Origin of the sequence: Arthrobacter sp. 35W, assembly GCF_000482545.1 — a bacterium.
GTDB lineage: Bacteria > Actinomycetota > Actinomycetes > Actinomycetales > Micrococcaceae > Specibacter.
The window spans coordinates 2,482,889-2,500,598 of sequence record NZ_KI519454.1 but is presented as its reverse complement, the minus strand read 5'-3'; the positions used below and the strand labels follow the sequence as shown (position 1 = coordinate 2,500,598).

Sequence of the window (17,710 nt, the reverse complement as noted above, 5' to 3'; positions counted from 1 at the left end):
GCTGTTGGCATGACGTCTTCCCTGGGTTCGGACCCGGACCGCCTGTTGCCTGCCGACCCCGGCACCAGGGCGATTGCCCGGGACCTGCTCGCCCAGGTGGAGGACCTGCCGATCATTTCCCCGCATGGCCACGTCGATGCGGCCATGATCTTCAACGACACCCCCTTCCCGGACCCGGCAACGCTGCTGGTGAGTCCGGACCACTACGTCACCCGCCTCATCCACGCCAATGGCGCCCCGCTGGAGCGCCTGCGCGTTGGCGGCACGACTGGGGTGGAGCCGCGCGAAACCTGGCGTGAATTCGCCAAGGCCTGGCCCTTGTTCGATGGCACCGCTTCCGGCTACTGGATCCGTGATGAGTTTGCCAACGTCTTCAAGCTTGATCTGGGGCCGCTGGACCGCGACCAGAGCCAGGAAACGGCCGATGCCCTCTACGACAAGCTCAATGCTCGCCTGCAGGAGCCCAGCTTCCGGCCGCGGCAGCTGTTCAAGGACTTCAATTTGGAGGTCATGGCCACCACGGATGATCCGCTGGATGATCTCAGCGCCCACGCGGCCCTGGCTGCCGATCCGACCTTTGCCGGCCGGGTGCTGCCTACCTTCCGCCCCGACGCCTACATCAAGTTCCACGCTGCCGGCTGGGCCGAGCGCGTGGAGCGTCTCATTGGCGAAGCGGGGGAGGGCGTGGTTGGCTACGCCGGCTACATCCGTGCCCTGGAGAACCGCCGCCAGTACTTTGTGCAGCACGGCGCCGTCTCGGCAGACCACGGCTCCCGCACCGCCCTGACCCTGAAGATCGACGCCGGTGCGGCGGAGGCGCTCTTTGAGAAGGCCCGCCGCAGCGAGGCGACGGCCGCCGATGCCGACGTCTTCGAAGCCCACATGATGTACGAAATGGCGCGGATGTCCGTGGCCGACGGCCTGGTCATGACGCTGCACCCGGGCGTCTTCCGCAACCACCACAGCAGCACGTTCGACCGCTTTGGCGCAGACACCGGCCACGACATTCCCTTTGCCGTGACCTACACCGAGGCCCTGCGGCCGCTCTTGGCGGACTTTGGCACGGAACCGGGCTTCCACTTCATCCCGTTCACCATCGACGAGACTGTGTTCTCCCGTGAAATCGCGCCGTTGGCCGGCTTCTACCCGGCTGTCTACATCGGTGCCCCGTGGTGGTTCCTGGACGCACCCGATGCCATGATGCGTTTCCGTGGAGCTGTCACCGAAACCGCCGGCTTCTCCCGTTCCTCGGGTTTCATCGACGACACGCGGGCCTTCTGCTCCATCCCCGCCCGGCACAACACCTCCCGCCGGGTGGAGGCCAGTTTCCTGGCCCGCCTGGTGGCCGAGCACCGGATCTCCGAAGACCGTGCCCGCTCCATCATCGTCGACATCGTCGACGCCGCACCCCGAAGGGCCTTCAAGCTATGACCGCTCCGCTGAACCGCAGCACCTTCCCCGCCCGTCCGGCCGCACCCGTGCGGATCGTCCACCTGGGGTTGGGTGCCTTCCACCGGGCCCACCAGGCCTGGTTCACCCAGCAGGCGGATCCGGCGGGGGAGTGGGGCATTGCCTCCTTCACCGGCCGCCGCCCCGACGCGGCGATCGCGCTGGCAGCCCAGGACGGGCTGTACACCCTGATCGAACGCTCCGGGGACGGCGATTCGTTCGAGGTCATCCAGAGCATCGTGGAGGCCAACGACGGCGCGGATGTCGCCCGGCTGTGTGAACTGCTGGTCGCCGGGTCAACCGCCATCGTCACCCTGACCATCACGGAGGCGGCCTACCGCCTCGCCGCTGACGGAACCCTTGATGCGGCACACCCCGATGTGGCCTCGGACATCGAGCTGCTCCGTGGTGTGGTGGCTGGCGGCAATGCCCCGGCCACCACACCCATTGGTCGTCTGGTCCAGGGCCTGGAGGCGCGGAGCCGCTCCGGTGCCGGCCCGATCGCCGTCGTATCCTGCGACAATCTGGCCAGCAACGGAGAGGCCGCCCGGGCGGCAGTGCTCGGGTTGGCCTCCATTGTTGATGCGGCGCTGGGGGCCTGGATCGACGCCAACGTCAGCTTCGTCTCCAGTTCGATTGACCGCATCACGCCGCGGACCACCGAGGCCGAGGTGGATCTGGTGGCCGGCGCCACAGGATTTGCCGACGCGTCCCCCGTGGTGACGGAACCGTTCCGCGACTGGATCCTCAGCGGTGCCTTCCCCGCGGGCCGGCCGGCTTGGGAGGCCGCCGGCGCTGTTCTGGTGGAGGAGATTGAACCCTTCGAAAACCGCAAGCTCTGGCTGCTCAACGGTGCTCACTCGCTGATGGCCTACGCCGGCCAGCTGCGCGGCCACACCACCGTGGCCCAGGCGCTGGCCGATCCGGTGTGCGCCGGCTGGGTGGAAGAGTTCTGGGATGAGGCGGAAGCCAACCTGCCGGCCAAGGGATTGAACATCCCCGCCTACCGGGCGGCGCTGCTGGAGCGCTTTGCCAATGCCCGCATTTCCCACCACCTGGCCCAGATCGCCATGGACGGCTCCGCCAAGCTGCGAATGCGCGCCGTACCAGTCCTCAAGGCGGAGCGCGCCCAGGGCCGCAGCGGCGACGCCGCTGCCAGGATGATTGCCGCCTGGGTGGCGTTCCTGCGCACGGCGCACACCGAGCATGCCGAGATCAAGGACCCGGCAGCTGCGCAGTTGTCCACGGCGCTGGAGCTGGGCCTTGGCGAGGACCTGGCGGCCTTGCTCACCCTGCTGGAACCCGCATGGGCCCAGGACGGGGATGTTGCCGCACAGGTGGCGGCACAGTTGGACCTCCTCGCTGCCGCGGTCCCCAGCCGCGCCTAACCGATCCGCCACGAGGCACCCATTGCGGCTGTTCCGCCCGGCGGCCGCGATGGGTGCCTTTGGCGCATCCGGGGACTGGCGGGGCGGGGTGGAAGGAAGTCGGGAGAAATTTGTGGCAAGCGGTTGCCAAACGTTGCCGAAAGTGATTTACTTTTCGTAACGCAGCTCACATGGACCGGGGCAGCAGCGAACACGCTGCACACGCTGGCCCAACCTCAACAATCAGCCACTGCCGCACTGGGGGAGGTGCCGGGTAAAGGAGCCCATGATGACCATGACCAAAGAACCACTCGCCGCCACGGCGGCCACTGCCGGAGGAGCCCACGAGGCCCCGGCCAAACTGCCCAAACTGTCCATTTTCGGCTATGGCGCCGGAGATGCGGCAAACAACCTGGCCTTCACCACGGCCACCATGTTCCTGCTGGTCTACTACACGGATGTCGCAGGCATCAGCGCCGCGGCCGCCGGCACCTTGCTGCTGGTGGTGCGCATCTTCGATGCCTTCTCCGATGTGCTGGCCGGCCGTGTCGTCGACAAGACCTACCACAAGAAGCTCGGGAAGTTCCGCCCGTTCATCATGTTTGGCTCCGTCCCCCTGCTGCTGCTCAGCGTGGCCACCTTCTCCATCCCGCAGATCGGCCAGAGCGGCATGCTGCTGTGGGCCTATGTCAGCTATGCACTTCTGGGCCTGGCCTACAGCTTCGTGAACATCCCCTACGGATCGCTGGCAGGGGCCATGACCCAGGTCTCCAGCGAGCGTGCCAAGCTCGCCAGCGCCCGCACCATCGGTGCCGTGGCCGTCGGATCCTTCCTGGGCATCTTCATCGCCCCATTGATGAAGGGCGGCGCCGATCTCCAGATGCTGTTCACGACGCTGACCATCGTGTTCGCCGTCGTCGGCACCGGACTGTACATGTTCACCGTGTTCACCACCCGGGAACGGGTGGTGCGCGAGGTCGCCAATGTCAGTGTCAAGCAGAGCCTGGCCACGCTCAAGGGCAACAAACCCCTGCTGCTGCTGTGCATCAGCTCCTTCCTGTTCCTGACCGGCCAGCTGGCTCTGAGCACCATCCAGATCTACTACTTCCGCGACGTCCTGCACTCCCTTCCGTTGTACGCTGTGATGTCCATCATCAACATCTTCCTGACTTTTGGCATAGCGGCCATCCTTCCCCGTCTGGTGGCATCCTTCGGCAAGAAGAAGCTGTACATTGTCGGCAGCTCGCTGATGGCAGCCGGTGGCCTGGTGGTCTTCTTCGCACCCGCAAACCTGGTGCCGGTCGCCTTCACCGGCGTGATGATCTGCCAGCTGGGTCTGGCAATGGCCAACATGCTCGTCTGGGCCTTGGAGGCCGACACCGTTGAATACGGTGAATGGAAGACGGGCATCCGCACAGAGGGCATCACCTACGCACTGTTCTCCTTCACCCGCAAGACCGGCCAGGCAGTCGGCGGCGCACTGGCCGCCTATGCCCTCGCCTGGGGCGGCTACGCCTCCGGCGGCGGAGAGCAGACGGAGCACGCCCTGCTGGGCATCCGCGCCGGCTCGGGACTGCTGCCGATGGCCTTCGCCATCCTCGCCCTGCTGGTCATGATCGCCTACCCCCTGACGGATGCCAAGCACAAGGAAATCGTCACTGCGATCACCGCCCGCCGCGCCGAGCGCCTGGCCGCGGCCCGCATTGCCGCCGCGGAAGGAACCGACAACGGTACGGCCGACGGCAGCCCCGCCGCGGGCACCACAAGCACCAAGCCTTAACACTCGTCCAACTAGCACTCAGCACCATCTACACCCGAATCCCGGAAGGACCACCGCCGTGAAAATCATTGCCGCCGAAGTCTTCGTCACCAGTCCCAGCCGCAACTTTGTGACCCTGCGGGTCACCACCGACGAGGGCGTTGTCGGCATCGGCGACGCGACCCTGAACGGGCGCGAGCTGGCCGTTGCCGCGTACCTGAAGGAGCACATCGCCCAGCTGCTGATCGGCAAGGATCCGCACCGGATCGAGGACACCTGGCAGTTCCTGTACCGCAGCTCGTACTGGCGCCGCGGCCCGGTCACGATGGCCGCGATCGCCGCCGTCGACATGGCCCTGTGGGACATCAAGGGCAAGATCGCCGGCATGCCCGTCTACCAGCTCCTGGGCGGCGCCTCCCGCAACGGCCTGCGCGCCTACGGCCACGCCTCCGGTGCGGACATCCCGCAGCTCTTCGACTCCGTCCGCGAGCACCTGGAGCTGGGCTACAAGTCCATCCGCATCCAGACAGCCATCCCGGGCATCAAGGCCGTCTACGGCGTCGCCGCCCAGGCCCAGGCCTCCGGTGAGCGCTACGACTACGAGCCCGCCGGCCGCGGCGCGTTCCCGCAGGAAGAGGACTGGGACACCCGCGCCTACCTGCGCCACCTGCCCACCGTGTTCGAGGCCGTGCGCAACGAGTTCGGTCCGGAGATCCCGCTGCTGCACGACGGCCACCACCGCATGACGCCGATCCAGGCCGCCAAGCTGGGCAAGTCGCTGGAACCGTACGATCTGTTCTGGCTGGAGGACTGCACCCCGGCCGAAAACCAGGAGGCGCTGCGCTGGGTCCGCCACCACACCACCACGCCGCTGGCCATCGGTGAAATCTTCAACACCGTCTACGACTACCAGACCATCATCAAGGAACAGCTGATCGACTACGTGCGGGCAGCGTCGACCCACTTTGGCGGCATCTCGCCGCTGAAGAAGGTCATGGACTTTGCCGCCCAGTACCAGATCAAGTCCGGCTTCCATGGCCCCACCGACATCTCCCCGGTTGGTTTCGCCGCGCAGCTGCACGTGGGCCTGGCCATCCACAACTACGGCATCCAGGAGTACATGCAGCACTCGGACAAGACCAACGAGGTGTTCCAGCAGTCCATGACCTTCAAGGACGGCTACCTGCACCCGGGCGATGAGCCCGGCATCGGCGTTGAGTTCAACGTCGAGGCCGCACTGGCCTTCCCGTACCAGCAGGCCTACCTGCCGTACAACCGCCTTGTTGACGGCACGGTGCACGACTGGTGAGCACCGCAACCACTTCCCCGGCCCGGATCGTCGTCATGGGCGTCTCCGGCTGCGGCAAGACCACCATTGGCGCCCTGATCGCCCACGAACTGGGCCTGGCATTCACCGATGCGGACTCCCTGCACCCGGTGGAGAACGTGGCCAAGATGGCCGCCGGCACTCCGCTGGATGACGCGGACCGCTGGCCCTGGCTGGCCATCGTCGGCGCGGCCCTGGCCGGTGCCGAAGGTCCCGGCCTGGTGTTGGCGTGTTCGGCGCTGAAGCGTTCCTACCGCGACGCGATCCGCGCCCAGGCGCCTGACACGGTGTTTGTGCACCTGGATGGCAGCCGCGAGGTGCTCGGTGCGCGGCTGGAGGGCCGCAGCGGCCACTTCATGCCCGCCGCCCTGCTGGATTCCCAGCTGGCAACGCTTGAGGCCCTGGCCGCCGATGAAGCCGGCACCGTCGTCGACATCGCCCTGCCCGTGGATGAGGTTGTCGCCGCGGCCCTGGCCTCACTGGCCGGGGCAGCCGTGCCGGCCGCCTCCGCCGCGGCGGGTCCCTTCCTGGTGGACATGGCGGCCGCGCCGTTCAACCTCGACGACGACGCCATTGCCTGGGTGGACTCGACCATCGCCTCGATGACGCTGGAAGAGAAGATCGGCCAGCTGTTCATCAACCACAACAACTCCTATGCCCCGGAGTACCTTGACGGGGTGCTGGAGAACTTCCATGTGGGTGGCATGCGCTACCGCCCGGGGCCCTCGGCCGCCGTGCAGGAGCACATCCGCCACGCCCAGTCCAAGACCAAGATCCCACTGCTCATTGCCTCCAACCCCGAAATGGGTGGAGCGGGCAGCTGCGACGACGGCACGTTTGTCTCCACCCACCTGCAGGCGGGCTCCCACCCGGACACGTCGATTGCCCGGAAGATGGGCCAGGTAGCCGGCGTCGAGACCGCGGCGCTGGGCTGCAACTGGGCCTTCGCGCCGATCGTGGACATCCACTACAACTGGCGCAACACCGTTGTCTCCACCCGGTCCTTCGGCAACACCCCCGAGGTGGTGGTGGAGCGGGCCAAGGAGTACTTCGACGGCATCAGCGAGTCGCCGACCGTCTGTGCCATGAAGCACTTCCCGGGCGACGGCATCGATGAGCGCGACCAGCACGTGGTTACGTCCTACAACACCTTCGGCTACGAGGAGTGGAACCGGACGTACGGCCACGTGTACAGGGAGATGATCGGCCACGGCGTGCAGTCCATCATGGTGGGCCACATCGGGGCACCCGAGGTCTCCCGGCACTTCCGCCCGGGGCTTGCCGACAAGGACGTGCTGCCGGCAACGCTGGCTCCGGAACTGCTGAAGGACCTGCTCCGCGGCGAGCTGGGCTTCAACGGCCTGGTGCTGACGGATGCCTCCCAGATGGTGGGCCTGACCCAGGCGATGAAGCGCAAGGACCTGGTCCCCGCCACCATCGCCGCGGGCTGCGACATGTTCCTCTTCTTCCGCAACCCGGAGGAGGACTTCGGCTACATGCTGGACGGCTGCAAGTCCGGCATCATCTCCGAGGAGCGCCTGCAGGATGCCCTGCGCCGGATCCTGGCGCTGAAGGCCTCCCTGGGCCTGCACCGCAAGGACGCCAGTTCCCTGGTGCCCGGCCCCGGGGCCCTGGCGGCCATCGGCAGCGAAGCGCACCGCGCCATCGCGGCGGAGATCGCTGACAAGACCGTCACTCTGGTCAAGGACACGGCCGCCAATCTGCCGATCACACCTGCGACGCACAAGCGGATCCGTCTGTACGGCATTTCGGGCGGCTCGGACTTCACTATGGGCGATCCCCTCGGATACCTGGATGTGGTGGAGGCGGAGCTGCAAAGGGCAGGTTTTGAGGTCCACACCTTCAAGACGGCCGCCCAGCGTACGGCCGCGGGGGAGGAGGGCGTGAACTTCATGTCCGTCATCTCCGAGGAGGCCACCGGGGACTACGCGGACAAGTACGACGCCGCCTTCGTCTTTGCCAACGTCAAGGGCTTTGCCCAGGAGGCAGCCATCCGGATCAAGTGGTCCACGCCCATGGGCGCGGAGATCCCTTGGTACGCCACCGAGGTGCCCACGGTGTTTGTCTCGCTCAACCAGCCCAACCACCTGATCGACGTGCCCATGGTCAAGACGGCCATCCACGCCCATGCCGGCACGGTGGAGGCCATCCGGGCCACGATCGAGAAGATCCAGGGCCAGTCGGAGTTCCAGGGAACGTTCAACGAGAACGTCTTCTGCGACTCCTTCGACACGCGCCTCTAGGCGCACATCAACAATGGCGGCCGTTCCCGGACAGGGAACGACCGCCATTGTTGATATACAGGAGGTATGGAATCCCCGGCCCAGGACAGCACCGCGGAACTGACGGTGGGGCAGCTCTCGGCGCGCAGCGGCGTGGCCGTCTCGGCGCTGCACTTCTATGAACGCAAGGGCCTGATCCGCAGCCACCGCACGGGAGGAAACCAGCGGCGCTACGACCGTTCCGAGCTGCGCCGCGTGGCCATCGTCCGTGCCGCCCAGCGGGCCGGCGTCTCGCTGGCCACCGTGGCGGAGGCCTTCGCGGAGCTGCCGGCCGACGGCGTGCCCGAGAAGGCGGATTGGCAGCGCCTCTCGGCGCGCTGGCGCAGCGAGCTCGACGCCCGGATCGAGGCCCTGCAGAAGCTGCGCGGCGATCTGGGCGGCTGCATCGGCTGCGGCTGCCTGTCGCTGGCCGATTGCGGCTTCGTCAATCCCAACGATGCCCAGGGGTCTGCCGGCCCCGGCGCCCGGGCGTTCGATGCGATGTGACTGGTTCGATTTGACCTCAACCAAAGTTCAGGTTCTACAGTCGTAGCTGGCCGGTGGAAGTCCTCCGCGGGCGGATACAGGCAGGAAACACCCATGACGGCGCAGCCACTTTTGGCCCCCACCTTGACCGAGGATTTCAAGGAGGCCTTTGGCAGCCACCCCGCCGGCGTGGCAGTGATTACGGCCGCCAGCGCCTCCGGCCCGGTCGGGCTGACGGCCTCCTCGGTGGCCTCCGTCTCCGCCGAGCCGCCCCTGCTGGCGTTCTCGTTGGCCTCGCGCGCCGGATCGGCCGCCGCCATCGCGGAGGCCGATACTTTTGTGGTGCACCTGCTGGGCAGCTCCGACGTCGCCCTGGCCCGGCTCTTTGCCACCGCTGGCAGCGAACGGTTCACGTCCGGCCTTCAGTGGCGCACGCTGCCCACGGGAGAGCCGCTGCTGGCACACGGCGGCCACACCCTGCGCTGCGAAATCCTCAGCCGGACCCCCGCGGGAGGCTCGGTGCTGATCGCCGCCCGCGTGGTGGAGGTGCTGCCCCGGGGCGGCGCCGAGGACGTCGGGGCGGGCCCGTTGGTCTACCACCGCCGCCGTTTCCACACCCTGGGCGAGGCCACGGCGCTGCCCTGAGCGCCGGCGCTGCCGGACCCGGACGCCGTCGGCGATTCCCAGGAAGCTGCAAACGTGCTCATGTAGACTGAAAATCCTATGGACAGCAACTCTAGGGGCCGGCGCCCGGGGTCGACCTGCGGTGCAAACCGCAGCGATTCGAACCCCGCCTCTGCCGGCAGACCCCGCACACGTGCCCACCGTACAACTACGCTTTCCCCGGCCGGCCCCAGCGCCGACCACCCCCCGCCGGCGCGGGCCACTGCCCGGCACCCCGCCGTGTTCTCCTTTCAGGGGAGGATGGCGCTGTAATGGAATGGCTCCTCCTGCTGGCAGGCATCCTGCTGATTCTGGGAACCGGCTTCTTTGTCGCCGTTGAATTCTCCCTGGTCGCTTTGGACCAGACCACTGTGCAGCGCGCCGTGGATGCCGGCGATCACGCCGCCAAGCCGCTGCTGCACTGCCTCAAGTCCCTCTCCACGCAGCTGTCCAGCTGCCAATTGGGCATCACCTTGACCACGCTCATGACCGGTTTCGTCATGGAGCCCTCCCTGGGCGCGCTGCTCGCGGGGCCGCTGGCCGGCGCCGGGCTTCCCGCCTCCGCCGTGCAGCCTGTCGCGCTGACCACCGCCATGATCCTGGCCACGCTGCTCTCGATGCTGATCGGCGAGCTGGTGCCCAAGAACATGGCCATCTCGAAGTCCTTTGAAATCGGCAAGGCCGTGGCCCGTCCGCAGCTGGTGTTCACCGCCATCTTCAAGCCCGCCATCGTGGTGCTCAACGGCTTTTCCAACAAGGTGCTCCACCTCTTCGGCCTCGAGGCCAAGGAGGAGATCTCCGGTGCGCGGTCGCCGGCGGAGCTCGCGTCCCTGGTCCGCCGCTCGGCGGCCATGGGAACCCTGGACCCCGGCACGGCGCGCTTTTTGGCACGGACGCTGAGCTTCTCCGAACGCAGCGCCGCCGACGTCATGACCCCGCGCATCCGCGTGGAAACCATCGACGCCGACGCCCCCGTGCAGGAGATCATCGACGCCGCACGGCGCACCGGCTACTCGCGCTTTCCCGTGATCGGCGAATCCTCCGATGACATCAGGGGAGTGGTGCATGTGAAGAAGGCAGTGGCCATCCCGGCGCACAAGCGCTCCGATGTGGAAGCCGGCGCGATCATGACCGAGGTGCTGCGCGTGCCCGAAACGATCCACCTCGACGCCCTGCTGCTGCAGCTGCGCGAAGGAAATCTGCAGCTGGCTGTGGTGATGGACGAATACGGTGGAACCGCCGGCGTCACCACGCTGGAGGATCTGGTGGAGGAAATCGTGGGCGAAGTCTCCGACGAGCACGACCGCTCCCGGCCCGGCGTCAAGCACAGTGACGACGACAGCTGGCATTTCCCCGGCCTGCTGCGCCCGGACGAAGCCTCCGAGCAGATCCCGGGCCTGAGCGTGCCCGATGAGGCCAGCTACGAAACCGTGGGCGGCTTCATGATGGCAGCGCTCGGCCGCATTCCGTTGCTGGGCGACACCGTCCCGGTGGACGGTGGAGTGCTGCAGGTGGAACGCCTGGAGCAGCGGCGCATCGACCGCATCAGGTTCGTCCCCAGCCCCGAGGCCGGGCCGGACTCCGATGAGGATGGCACCCGTGCCGGAAACGGCGGTGCCCGATGAGCGACTGGGTTGGAATCCTGTGGCTGGTGATCCTCCTGCTGGGCAACGCCTTCTTCGTGGCGGCCGAGTTCGCCATCATGTCGGCCCGGCGCAGCCAGATCGAGCCGTTGGCCGAGGCCGGGTCCGCCCGTGCCAAGACCACGCTGTACGCCATGGAGAATGTCTCCCTGATGCTGGCCTGCGCCCAATTGGGCATCACTGTCTGTTCGCTGCTGATCCTGAACGTGGCGGAGCCGGCCATCCACCACCTGTTGGCGGATCCGATGCATCTGCTGGGCATCCCCGACGAGGTGGCGGGACCGCTGTCCTTCGTCATCACCCTGCTGCTGGTGACGTTCCTGCACGTGACCTTTGGTGAGATGGTTCCCAAGAACATCTCCGTCTCCGTGGCGGACAAGGCGGCGCTGCTGCTGGCTCCGCCGCTGGTGCTGATCGGCCGCGGCGTCAAGCCCGTCATCGCGGCGCTGAACTGGTCCGCCAACCACATTGTGCGGCTGTTCGGCATCGAACCCAAGGACGAGGTCTCCTCCAGCTTCACCCTGGAGGAGGTGCAGAGCATCGTCCAGGAATCCACCCGCAGGGGGCTGGTCGATGACCAAACCGGGCTGATTTCCGGCGCCTTGGAATTCTCCGCCCAGACCGCCGGCTCCGTGATGGTTCCGGTGGCCGACCTCGTCGCTGTCGAACCGGCGGCAACGCCGTCGGACGTGGAAACGCTGGTGCGCCGCACGGGCTTCTCGCGCTTCGTGGTGCTGGACTCGGACGGGGCACCGGCCGGCTATCTGCATCTGAAGGATGTGCTGACCATCAGCCCCGAGGGCTACGAGCGGCCCATTTCCAAGGGGCGCGTGCGCAAGCTCGTGACCCTGGGCGAATCCACGGAGATCGAGGATGCGCTCTCCACCATGCAGCGCACCGGATCGCATCTGGCCCGGGTGGTGTCCGCCGAGGGTGCCACCACCGGCGTGCTGTTCCTGGAGGACGTGATCGAGCAGTTGGTGGGCGAGATCGACGACGCCACCCAGGCCGAGGTGTGGCGCCGCAGCAACGGTGCCGAGTCCGCCTAGCGGCTCAGCTCGCCCGCAGAGCGGGCATCCGTCCGCCGGTTGGAGTCCCGGACACCGGAGCGTACATCACCAGATGAAGCTCCGGTGCATCCGAGGGCACCAGCCGGTGCTGCTCGAAGACCAGTTCGCCGACGACGGGGTGCAGGAACACCCGCTGTCTGGAGGCAAAGCGCTCCACGCCGCGGTCGGCCCACAGCTGGGCAAATTCGGGGCTGGCTGAGCTGAGCCTTTCGATCAGCGCCGAGTGCGCCGCCGAGCCGATCCGGGCTCCGGCCTCCGCGCGGAACTCGGCCACAAAGTGGCGCGAGGTTTCCTTCCAATCGGGCAGCATCTCGCGCAGGTGCGGGTCCGTGAAGATCAGCCACAGCAGATTCCGATCGGCCGGGTCGACGGCGGAAATCCGTGAATAGAGCCCGGCGTAGGCGCGGTTCCAGCCGGCAATTCCCCAATCCGGAGCCACGGCAAAGGCCGGGAAGTCGAGGGCATCAAGCAGCCGCTGCAGGTGGGCGGGGGCCTGCTCGATCGTGGCGGCCTCCGTTGCCGGCATCGGGGCGTAGCCGCCCATGGCCAGCAGATACGATTTCTCGGCTGCGGTCAGTGAGAAGACCCGGGCGATGGCGTCCAGCACCTGGCGCGAGGCGTTGATCTCGCGGCCCTGTTCCAGCCAGGTGTACCAGGTGACGCTGACGGCGGCGAAGGAGGCAACCTCCTCGCGGCGCAGCCCCACGGTCCGGCTTCGGCCGATCGGCCCCAGGCCCAATTCCGCCCTGACCAGGCTCCCGCGCCTGTCGCGCAGGAACTGGCCCAGCTCCCGCCTGCGCTCATCACTCATTCCACTAAATCTAGCACTGCCACTACTAGTATCAGGAGCGTCTTCTTGATCCATCGGTTCTGATGATTGACTAGTGCCATGCCTGAACTACGCTCACGAACAGTCACCCACGGCCGCAACATGGTCGGCGCCCGCGCCCTGCTCCGCGCCGCCGGAGTCAAGGGCTCCGATTTCGGCAAGCCGATCATCGCCGTCGCGAACAGCTTCACCGAATTCGTCCCCGGCCACACCCACCTCCAGCCCGTCGGCCGCATTGTCTCCGACGCCATCATCGAAGCCGGTGGCATCCCCCGGGAATTCAACACCATCGCGGTCGACGATGGCATCGCGATGGGCCACGGCGGCATGCTCTACTCGCTGCCCTCCCGCGACCTCATTGCCGACTCGGTCGAGTACATGGTCAACGCCCACTGTGCCGATGCCCTGATCTGCATCTCCAACTGCGACAAGATCACGCCCGGCATGTTGATGGCTGCCCTGCGCTTGAACATCCCCACCGTCTTCGTCAGCGGCGGCCCGATGGAGGGCGGCACCGCCATCCTGGTCGACGGAACCGTGCGCAAGCGCCTGAACCTGATCTCCGCGATCGCCGACGCCGTGGACGAATCTGTCTCCGATGCGGATCTGCTCCGCCTGGAGGAGAATGCCTGCCCCACCTGTGGCTCCTGCTCGGGCATGTTCACTGCCAACTCCATGAACTGCCTCACCGAGGCCCTGGGCCTGTCCCTGCCGGGCAACGGCACCACGCTGGCCACGCACACGGCCCGCAAGGACCTCTACGAGGATGCTGGCAAGGCCATTGTCGACATCACCAAGGCCTACTACGACGACGACGACGCCTCCGTGCTGCCGCGGGCGATCGCCGACCGCGCCGCCTTCGAGAACGCCATGACCATGGACATTGCCATGGGCGGCTCCTCGAACACCATCCTGCACCTGCTGGCCGCAGCCCAGGAGGCCGAGCTCGACTTCACCCTCGAGGACATCGACGCCATTTCGCGCCGCACCCCGTGCCTGTCGAAGGTGGCGCCCAACGGCGTCTACCTGATCGAGGACGTCCACCGCGCCGGCGGCATCCCGGCGATCCTGGGCGAGCTGGACCGCGGCGGAATGCTCAACCACGACGTGCGCTCAGTGCACAGCAACGACCTGCGCACCTGGCTGGACGACTGGGACATCCGCGGCGGCAAGGCCACGGACACCGCGGTTGAGTTGTTCCATGCGGCCCCCGGCTGCGTCCGCTCCGCCACAGCCTTCTCCCAGTCCGAGCGCTGGGACACCCTGGACACCGACGGTGAGGATGGCTGCATCCGCTCCGTTGAGAACGCCCACACCGTCGAGGGCGGTCTGGCCGTGCTGCGCGGCAACATCTCCGTCGATGGCTGCGTGGTGAAGACCGCGGGCGTGGACGAATCAATCTTCAAGTTCTCCGGCCCGGCCGTGGTCTTTGAATCGCAGGACGACGCCGTCGAGGCCATCCTCAGCAAGCGGATCGTCGCCGGCGACGTCGTCGTCATCCGCTACGAGGGTCCGCGCGGCGGCCCGGGCATGCAGGAGATGCTCTACCCAACGTCATTCCTGAAGGGCCTGGGGCTGGGCGCGAAATGCGCCCTGATCACCGATGGCCGGTTCTCCGGCGGCACGTCGGGCCTCTCCATTGGCCATGTGTCCCCGGAGGCGGCAGCGGGCGGCAACATCGCCCTCGTGGAGGATGGCGACATCATTTCCATAGACATCCCCGCCCGGTCCATCACGGTGGAGGTGTCCGAGGACGAACTTGACCGCCGCCGCGCGGTGCTGGAGTCGACCATCGGATACCAGCCGCGGAACCGCGAGCGGGCCGTGTCCCCGGCGCTGCGGGCCTACGCGGCCTTCGCGCTGTCGGCGGACAAGGGCGCCGTGCGGCACGTGCCGCTGCAGCCGCTGACGATCGCCAGCCTGGTCTAGTACGCTGCCGTCCACCACCTGCGGGCCGGTCCTGCGGAACCACGAGTGCCGTGGATCCGCAGGACCGGCTGTTTTTGTGGCGGTGGCGGCCGCGCGCTTATGCGAATGATTCCCATTTGGGTTATGCTGGAACCAGTCTTATTGGTAAACGTTCTCATTAGCTGAACCGAGGTCCCATGCTGCACCGAATGAACCGCACCCGTTCCACCCTGCTGGCATCCCTTGCCCTGGTGGTGGCAGGATCGCTGGCCGCCTGCTCGGGCGGGGCAGCGGGGGGAGCGTCGTCGTCGCCGGCGGCGGAGGGGACCATCGAGGTCGTAGCCTCCACCGACGTCTACGGCAGCATTGCCGCGGCCATCGGCGGGGACAAGGTGAACGTGCACTCGATCATCTCCAAGCCCGGCCAGGACCCGCACTCCTACGAGGCCACGGCGCAGGACAAGCTGGCGGTGTCCAAGGCCGATCTCGGCATCGAAAACGGCGGCGGCTACGATGACTTCTTCGACAAGCTCGCCGCCGGCCAGCTGGACGCCGCGAAGACCGTGAACGTCGTGGAGCTGTCCGGCCTTGAGGTGGGGGAGGGCTTCAATGAGCACCTATGGTACAACCTGCCCACCATGGGGGCGCTGGCCGATGACCTCGCAACCCGCTTCGGCGCCCTCGACGGTGCCAACGCCGCGGCATTCACCGCCAATGCCACCGAGTTCAAGTCCACGTTGGCCGGGCTGGAAACCCGCCTTGCCGCGTTGAAGACGGCCGACGGCGGCGCCTCCGTGGCCGTGACGGAACCCGTTCCGCTCTACCTGCTCGAAGCGGCCGGCCTGTCCAACGCCATGCCCGCCGATTTCTCCCAAGCCATCGAAGAGGGAACCGACGTTCCGGCCGCCGTGCTGAAGGCCGCCACGGACCTGATGGGCGCGGGATCGGTGAAGTTCCTCGCCTACAACACGCAGACCGAGGGGCCTGCCACCATCCTGGTGAAGAAGGCCGCCGAGGCCGCCAAGGTGCCGGTGGTGGACTTCAGCGAGACCCTGCCCGCGGGCCAGCAGTACACGGGGTGGATGGACGCCAATGTGGCGGCCATTGAGTCGGCCCTGAACGGCTGACCAACCCCATAAGCTATAGGGGCGGAGGCTTCTCCGTGCCAGCTGCTTGCCAACGCCGCGCCAACAAAGAACGCTAGGAATTCCATGCCCGCACCAGTGGTCAGTCTGCGCAACGCCAGGCTTAGTTATGGCGAACGCACCCTCTGGGACGGGCTGGACCTGGACATCCAGGCCGGCGAGTTTTTCGCCGTCCTGGGGCCCAACGGCAGCGGCAAGACCAGCTTCCTGAAGGTCCTCCTCGGGCTGGCCCCGCTCAGCGGCGGCACCGTGATGGTGGGCGGCGAGGCCGCCAAGCGCGGCAGCAACCACATCGGGTATGTGCCCCAGCAAAAGGGCTTTGCCGCTGACACCCCGCTGCGCGCCCGCGATCTGGTGGGGATGGGCCTGGACGGGCACCGTTGGGGCATCCGGCTTGGCGGGCACCACCACAAGCGCAGGGTGGATGAACTGCTGGCCCAGGTCGGCGCCGAGGGCTACGCCAAGGTTCCCGTGGGCATGCTCTCCGGCGGCGAGCAGCAGCGCCTGCGCGTGGCACAGGCGCTGGCGACCTCCCCTGAGGTGCTGTTGTGCGATGAGCCCCTGCTCTCGCTGGACCTGCAGCACCAGAAGGCCGTCAGTGCGCTCGTCGGGAGGCAGGCCACGGAGCACAACACCGCCGTCGTCTTCGTCACGCACGAGATCAACCCCATCCTGGACCACGTGGACAGGGTGCTGTATCTGGCCGGCGGGCGGTTCCGTGTGGGCAGCCCGGCCGAGGTCATGACCACGGAGGTCCTTTCGGATCTGTACGGCACGCATGTCGAGGTGCTCCACACCAACGGCCGGATTGTGGTGGTGGGGCTGCCCGATGCCACCACGCACAGCCATGACCACGACACCTTCGAGGAGCACTGATGACCTTCAACGACTTCATGGAGGCCGTCTTCAATTTCAGCAACTACGGGGAACTGCTGCCGCTCTTCCGCGATTCCCTGCTGGCCGGCGCCGTCCTGGGCCTGGTGGGCGGGTTGATCGGCACCTTCGTCATGATGCGCGATCTGGCCTTCGCCGTGCACGGCATCGCTGAACTCTCCTTTGCCGGCGCGGCATTCGCACTGTTGATCGGCGCGGATGTGATCTTCGGGTCGCTGGCCGGCTCCGTGCTGGCAGCCCTGCTGCTGGGCGTGATGGGGGTCCGGGCGCGCGATAGGAACTCGGTGATCGGCGTCATCATGCCCTTTGGGCTGGGCCTGGGCATCCTGTTCCTCTCCCTGTACCAGGGCCGCGCGGCCAACAAGTTTGGCCTGCTCACGGGGCAGATCGTGGCCGTGGACACCGCCCAATTGTCGGTGCTGGCGGCGACGGCGCTCATTGTCGTGGCGGGGCTGGTGGCCATCTGGCGGCCGCTGACCTTTGCCAGCGCGGACCCCGAGATCGCCGCGGCCCGCGGCGTGCCCGTGCGCACGCTCTCGCTGGTATTCATGTTCCTGCTGGGCATTTCCGTGGCCCTGTCCATCCAGGTGGTGGGCGCCCTGCTGGTGCTGGCCCTGCTCATCACCCCCGCCGCCGCGGCGCTGCAGGTCACCGCTGCGCCCAAGGCCGTGGTGGCGCTCAGCGTCTCGTTCGCGATGGTGTCCACCGTGGGCGGCATCATGCTGGCCCTGGGCGGCAGCATCCCGATCAGCCCCTATGTCACCACCCTCTCGTTCCTCATCTATGTCGTCTGCCGGGGCATCGGCGCCTACCGCCGCCGGCATGGCTGGACCTCCCGCAAACTGCCCGGTGCCAACCAGGCGGCCCTCGCCAAGGCCTGACACCTGA

Annotated in this window: 14 protein-coding genes; 13 read left to right on the top strand and 1 reads right to left on the bottom strand. The window is 67.2% G+C overall.

Annotation, left to right across the window (positions count from 1 at the left end; all coding sequences use genetic code 11):
* Positions 1-9: 9 nt before the first annotated feature.
* The 9 genes from uxaC (at position 10) to K254_RS0111150 (ending at position 12,025) form a co-directional block, all read left to right on the top strand.
* Positions 10-1,431, top strand: a complete 1,422-nt coding sequence (gene uxaC, locus K254_RS0111190) for a glucuronate isomerase (protein WP_026555438.1) — start codon at positions 10-12, stop codon at positions 1,429-1,431.
* Positions 1,428-2,837 carry a mannitol dehydrogenase family protein gene (locus K254_RS0111185; RefSeq protein WP_026555437.1) on the top strand — a complete coding sequence of 470 codons (1,410 nt, stop codon included), beginning with the start codon at positions 1,428-1,430 and terminating at the stop codon, positions 2,835-2,837. Before uxaC ends, K254_RS0111185 begins: the two co-directional genes overlap by 4 nt.
* A 274-nt stretch (positions 2,838-3,111) precedes the next feature.
* On the top strand, positions 3,112-4,596 hold the full coding sequence (gene uidB, locus K254_RS22890; protein ID WP_081710110.1) for a glucuronide transporter: 1,485 nt from the start codon (positions 3,112-3,114) through the stop codon (positions 4,594-4,596).
* Between the two features lie 58 nt (positions 4,597-4,654).
* The gene (gene manD, locus K254_RS0111175; RefSeq protein ID WP_026555436.1) at positions 4,655-5,884 is read left to right on the top strand and encodes a D-mannonate dehydratase ManD; all 1,230 of its coding nucleotides are present in this window, start codon (positions 4,655-4,657) and stop codon (positions 5,882-5,884) included.
* A 35-nt stretch (positions 5,885-5,919) separates the two neighbouring features.
* Positions 5,920-8,166: a gluconokinase, GntK/IdnK-type gene (locus tag K254_RS22885; protein ID WP_051389187.1), complete on the top strand. Its 2,247-nt coding sequence runs from the start codon at positions 5,920-5,922 to the stop codon at positions 8,164-8,166.
* 66 nt (positions 8,167-8,232) lie between these two features.
* Positions 8,233-8,691, top strand: a complete 459-nt coding sequence (gene soxR / locus K254_RS0111165) for a redox-sensitive transcriptional activator SoxR (RefSeq protein ID WP_026555434.1) — start codon at positions 8,233-8,235, stop codon at positions 8,689-8,691.
* 93 nt (positions 8,692-8,784) lie between these two features.
* The gene (locus K254_RS0111160) at positions 8,785-9,315 is read left to right on the top strand and encodes a flavin reductase family protein (protein WP_026555433.1); all 531 of its coding nucleotides are present in this window, start codon (positions 8,785-8,787) and stop codon (positions 9,313-9,315) included.
* Between the two features lie 290 nt (positions 9,316-9,605).
* A complete protein-coding gene (locus tag K254_RS0111155) occupies positions 9,606-10,958 on the top strand; it encodes a hemolysin family protein (protein WP_026555432.1) in 1,353 nt (450 codons plus the stop codon).
* Complete coding sequence (locus K254_RS0111150) at positions 10,955-12,025, top strand: hemolysin family protein (RefSeq protein WP_026555431.1); 1,071 nt, start codon at positions 10,955-10,957, stop codon at positions 12,023-12,025. The genes K254_RS0111155 and K254_RS0111150 overlap by 4 nt, the downstream gene beginning before the upstream one ends.
* Before the next feature lie 4 nt (positions 12,026-12,029).
* Here K254_RS0111150 and K254_RS0111145 read toward each other — a convergent pair whose 3' ends face one another.
* Entirely contained in the window at positions 12,030-12,857 is an 828-nt protein-coding gene (locus tag K254_RS0111145; RefSeq protein ID WP_026555430.1) for a helix-turn-helix transcriptional regulator, read from the bottom strand.
* Between the two features lie 78 nt (positions 12,858-12,935).
* On the opposite strand from K254_RS0111145, the gene ilvD reads away from it, so the two are divergent.
* The 4 genes from ilvD to K254_RS22880 all read left to right on the top strand — a co-directional run bounded on the left by ilvD (position 12,936) and on the right by K254_RS22880 (position 17,703).
* Positions 12,936-14,804 carry a dihydroxy-acid dehydratase gene (gene ilvD / locus K254_RS0111140; protein ID WP_035749224.1) on the top strand — a complete coding sequence of 623 codons (1,869 nt, stop codon included), beginning with the start codon at positions 12,936-12,938 and terminating at the stop codon, positions 14,802-14,804.
* A 188-nt stretch (positions 14,805-14,992) separates the two neighbouring features.
* A complete protein-coding gene (locus K254_RS0111135; RefSeq protein ID WP_081710015.1) occupies positions 14,993-15,910 on the top strand; it encodes a metal ABC transporter solute-binding protein, Zn/Mn family in 918 nt (305 codons plus the stop codon).
* An 84-nt stretch (positions 15,911-15,994) separates the two neighbouring features.
* A complete protein-coding gene (locus K254_RS0111130; protein WP_035749223.1) occupies positions 15,995-16,804 on the top strand; it encodes a metal ABC transporter ATP-binding protein in 810 nt (269 codons plus the stop codon).
* Positions 16,804-17,703, top strand: a complete 900-nt coding sequence (locus tag K254_RS22880) for a metal ABC transporter permease (protein WP_051389065.1) — start codon at positions 16,804-16,806, stop codon at positions 17,701-17,703. Before K254_RS0111130 ends, K254_RS22880 begins: the two co-directional genes overlap by 1 nt.
* Positions 17,704-17,710 lie beyond the last annotated feature (7 nt).

What these genes read in the sequence shown, in the direction of transcription:
- uxaC (WP_026555438.1), top strand. Translation starts at nt 10, where the DNA reads ATGACGTCTTCCCTGGGTTCGGACCCGGACCGCCTGTTGCCTGCCGAC.
- K254_RS0111185 (WP_026555437.1), top strand. Translation starts at nt 1,428, where the DNA reads ATGACCGCTCCGCTGAACCGCAGCACCTTCCCCGCCCGTCCGGCCGCA.
- uidB (WP_081710110.1), top strand. Translation starts at nt 3,112, where the DNA reads ATGACCAAAGAACCACTCGCCGCCACGGCGGCCACTGCCGGAGGAGCC.
- K254_RS22885 (WP_051389187.1), top strand. Translation starts at nt 5,920, where the DNA reads ATGGGCGTCTCCGGCTGCGGCAAGACCACCATTGGCGCCCTGATCGCC.
- soxR (WP_026555434.1), top strand. Translation starts at nt 8,233, where the DNA reads ATGGAATCCCCGGCCCAGGACAGCACCGCGGAACTGACGGTGGGGCAG.
- K254_RS0111160 (WP_026555433.1), top strand. Translation starts at nt 8,785, where the DNA reads ATGACGGCGCAGCCACTTTTGGCCCCCACCTTGACCGAGGATTTCAAG.
- K254_RS0111155 (WP_026555432.1), top strand. Translation starts at nt 9,606, where the DNA reads ATGGAATGGCTCCTCCTGCTGGCAGGCATCCTGCTGATTCTGGGAACC.
- K254_RS0111150 (WP_026555431.1), top strand. Translation starts at nt 10,955, where the DNA reads ATGAGCGACTGGGTTGGAATCCTGTGGCTGGTGATCCTCCTGCTGGGC.
- K254_RS0111145 (WP_026555430.1), bottom strand. Translation starts at nt 12,857, where the DNA reads ATGAGTGATGAGCGCAGGCGGGAGCTGGGCCAGTTCCTGCGCGACAGG.
- ilvD (WP_035749224.1), top strand. Translation starts at nt 12,936, where the DNA reads ATGCCTGAACTACGCTCACGAACAGTCACCCACGGCCGCAACATGGTC.
- K254_RS0111135 (WP_081710015.1), top strand. Translation starts at nt 14,993, where the DNA reads ATGAACCGCACCCGTTCCACCCTGCTGGCATCCCTTGCCCTGGTGGTG.
- K254_RS0111130 (WP_035749223.1), top strand. Translation starts at nt 15,995, where the DNA reads ATGCCCGCACCAGTGGTCAGTCTGCGCAACGCCAGGCTTAGTTATGGC.
- K254_RS22880 (WP_051389065.1), top strand. Translation starts at nt 16,804, where the DNA reads ATGACCTTCAACGACTTCATGGAGGCCGTCTTCAATTTCAGCAACTAC.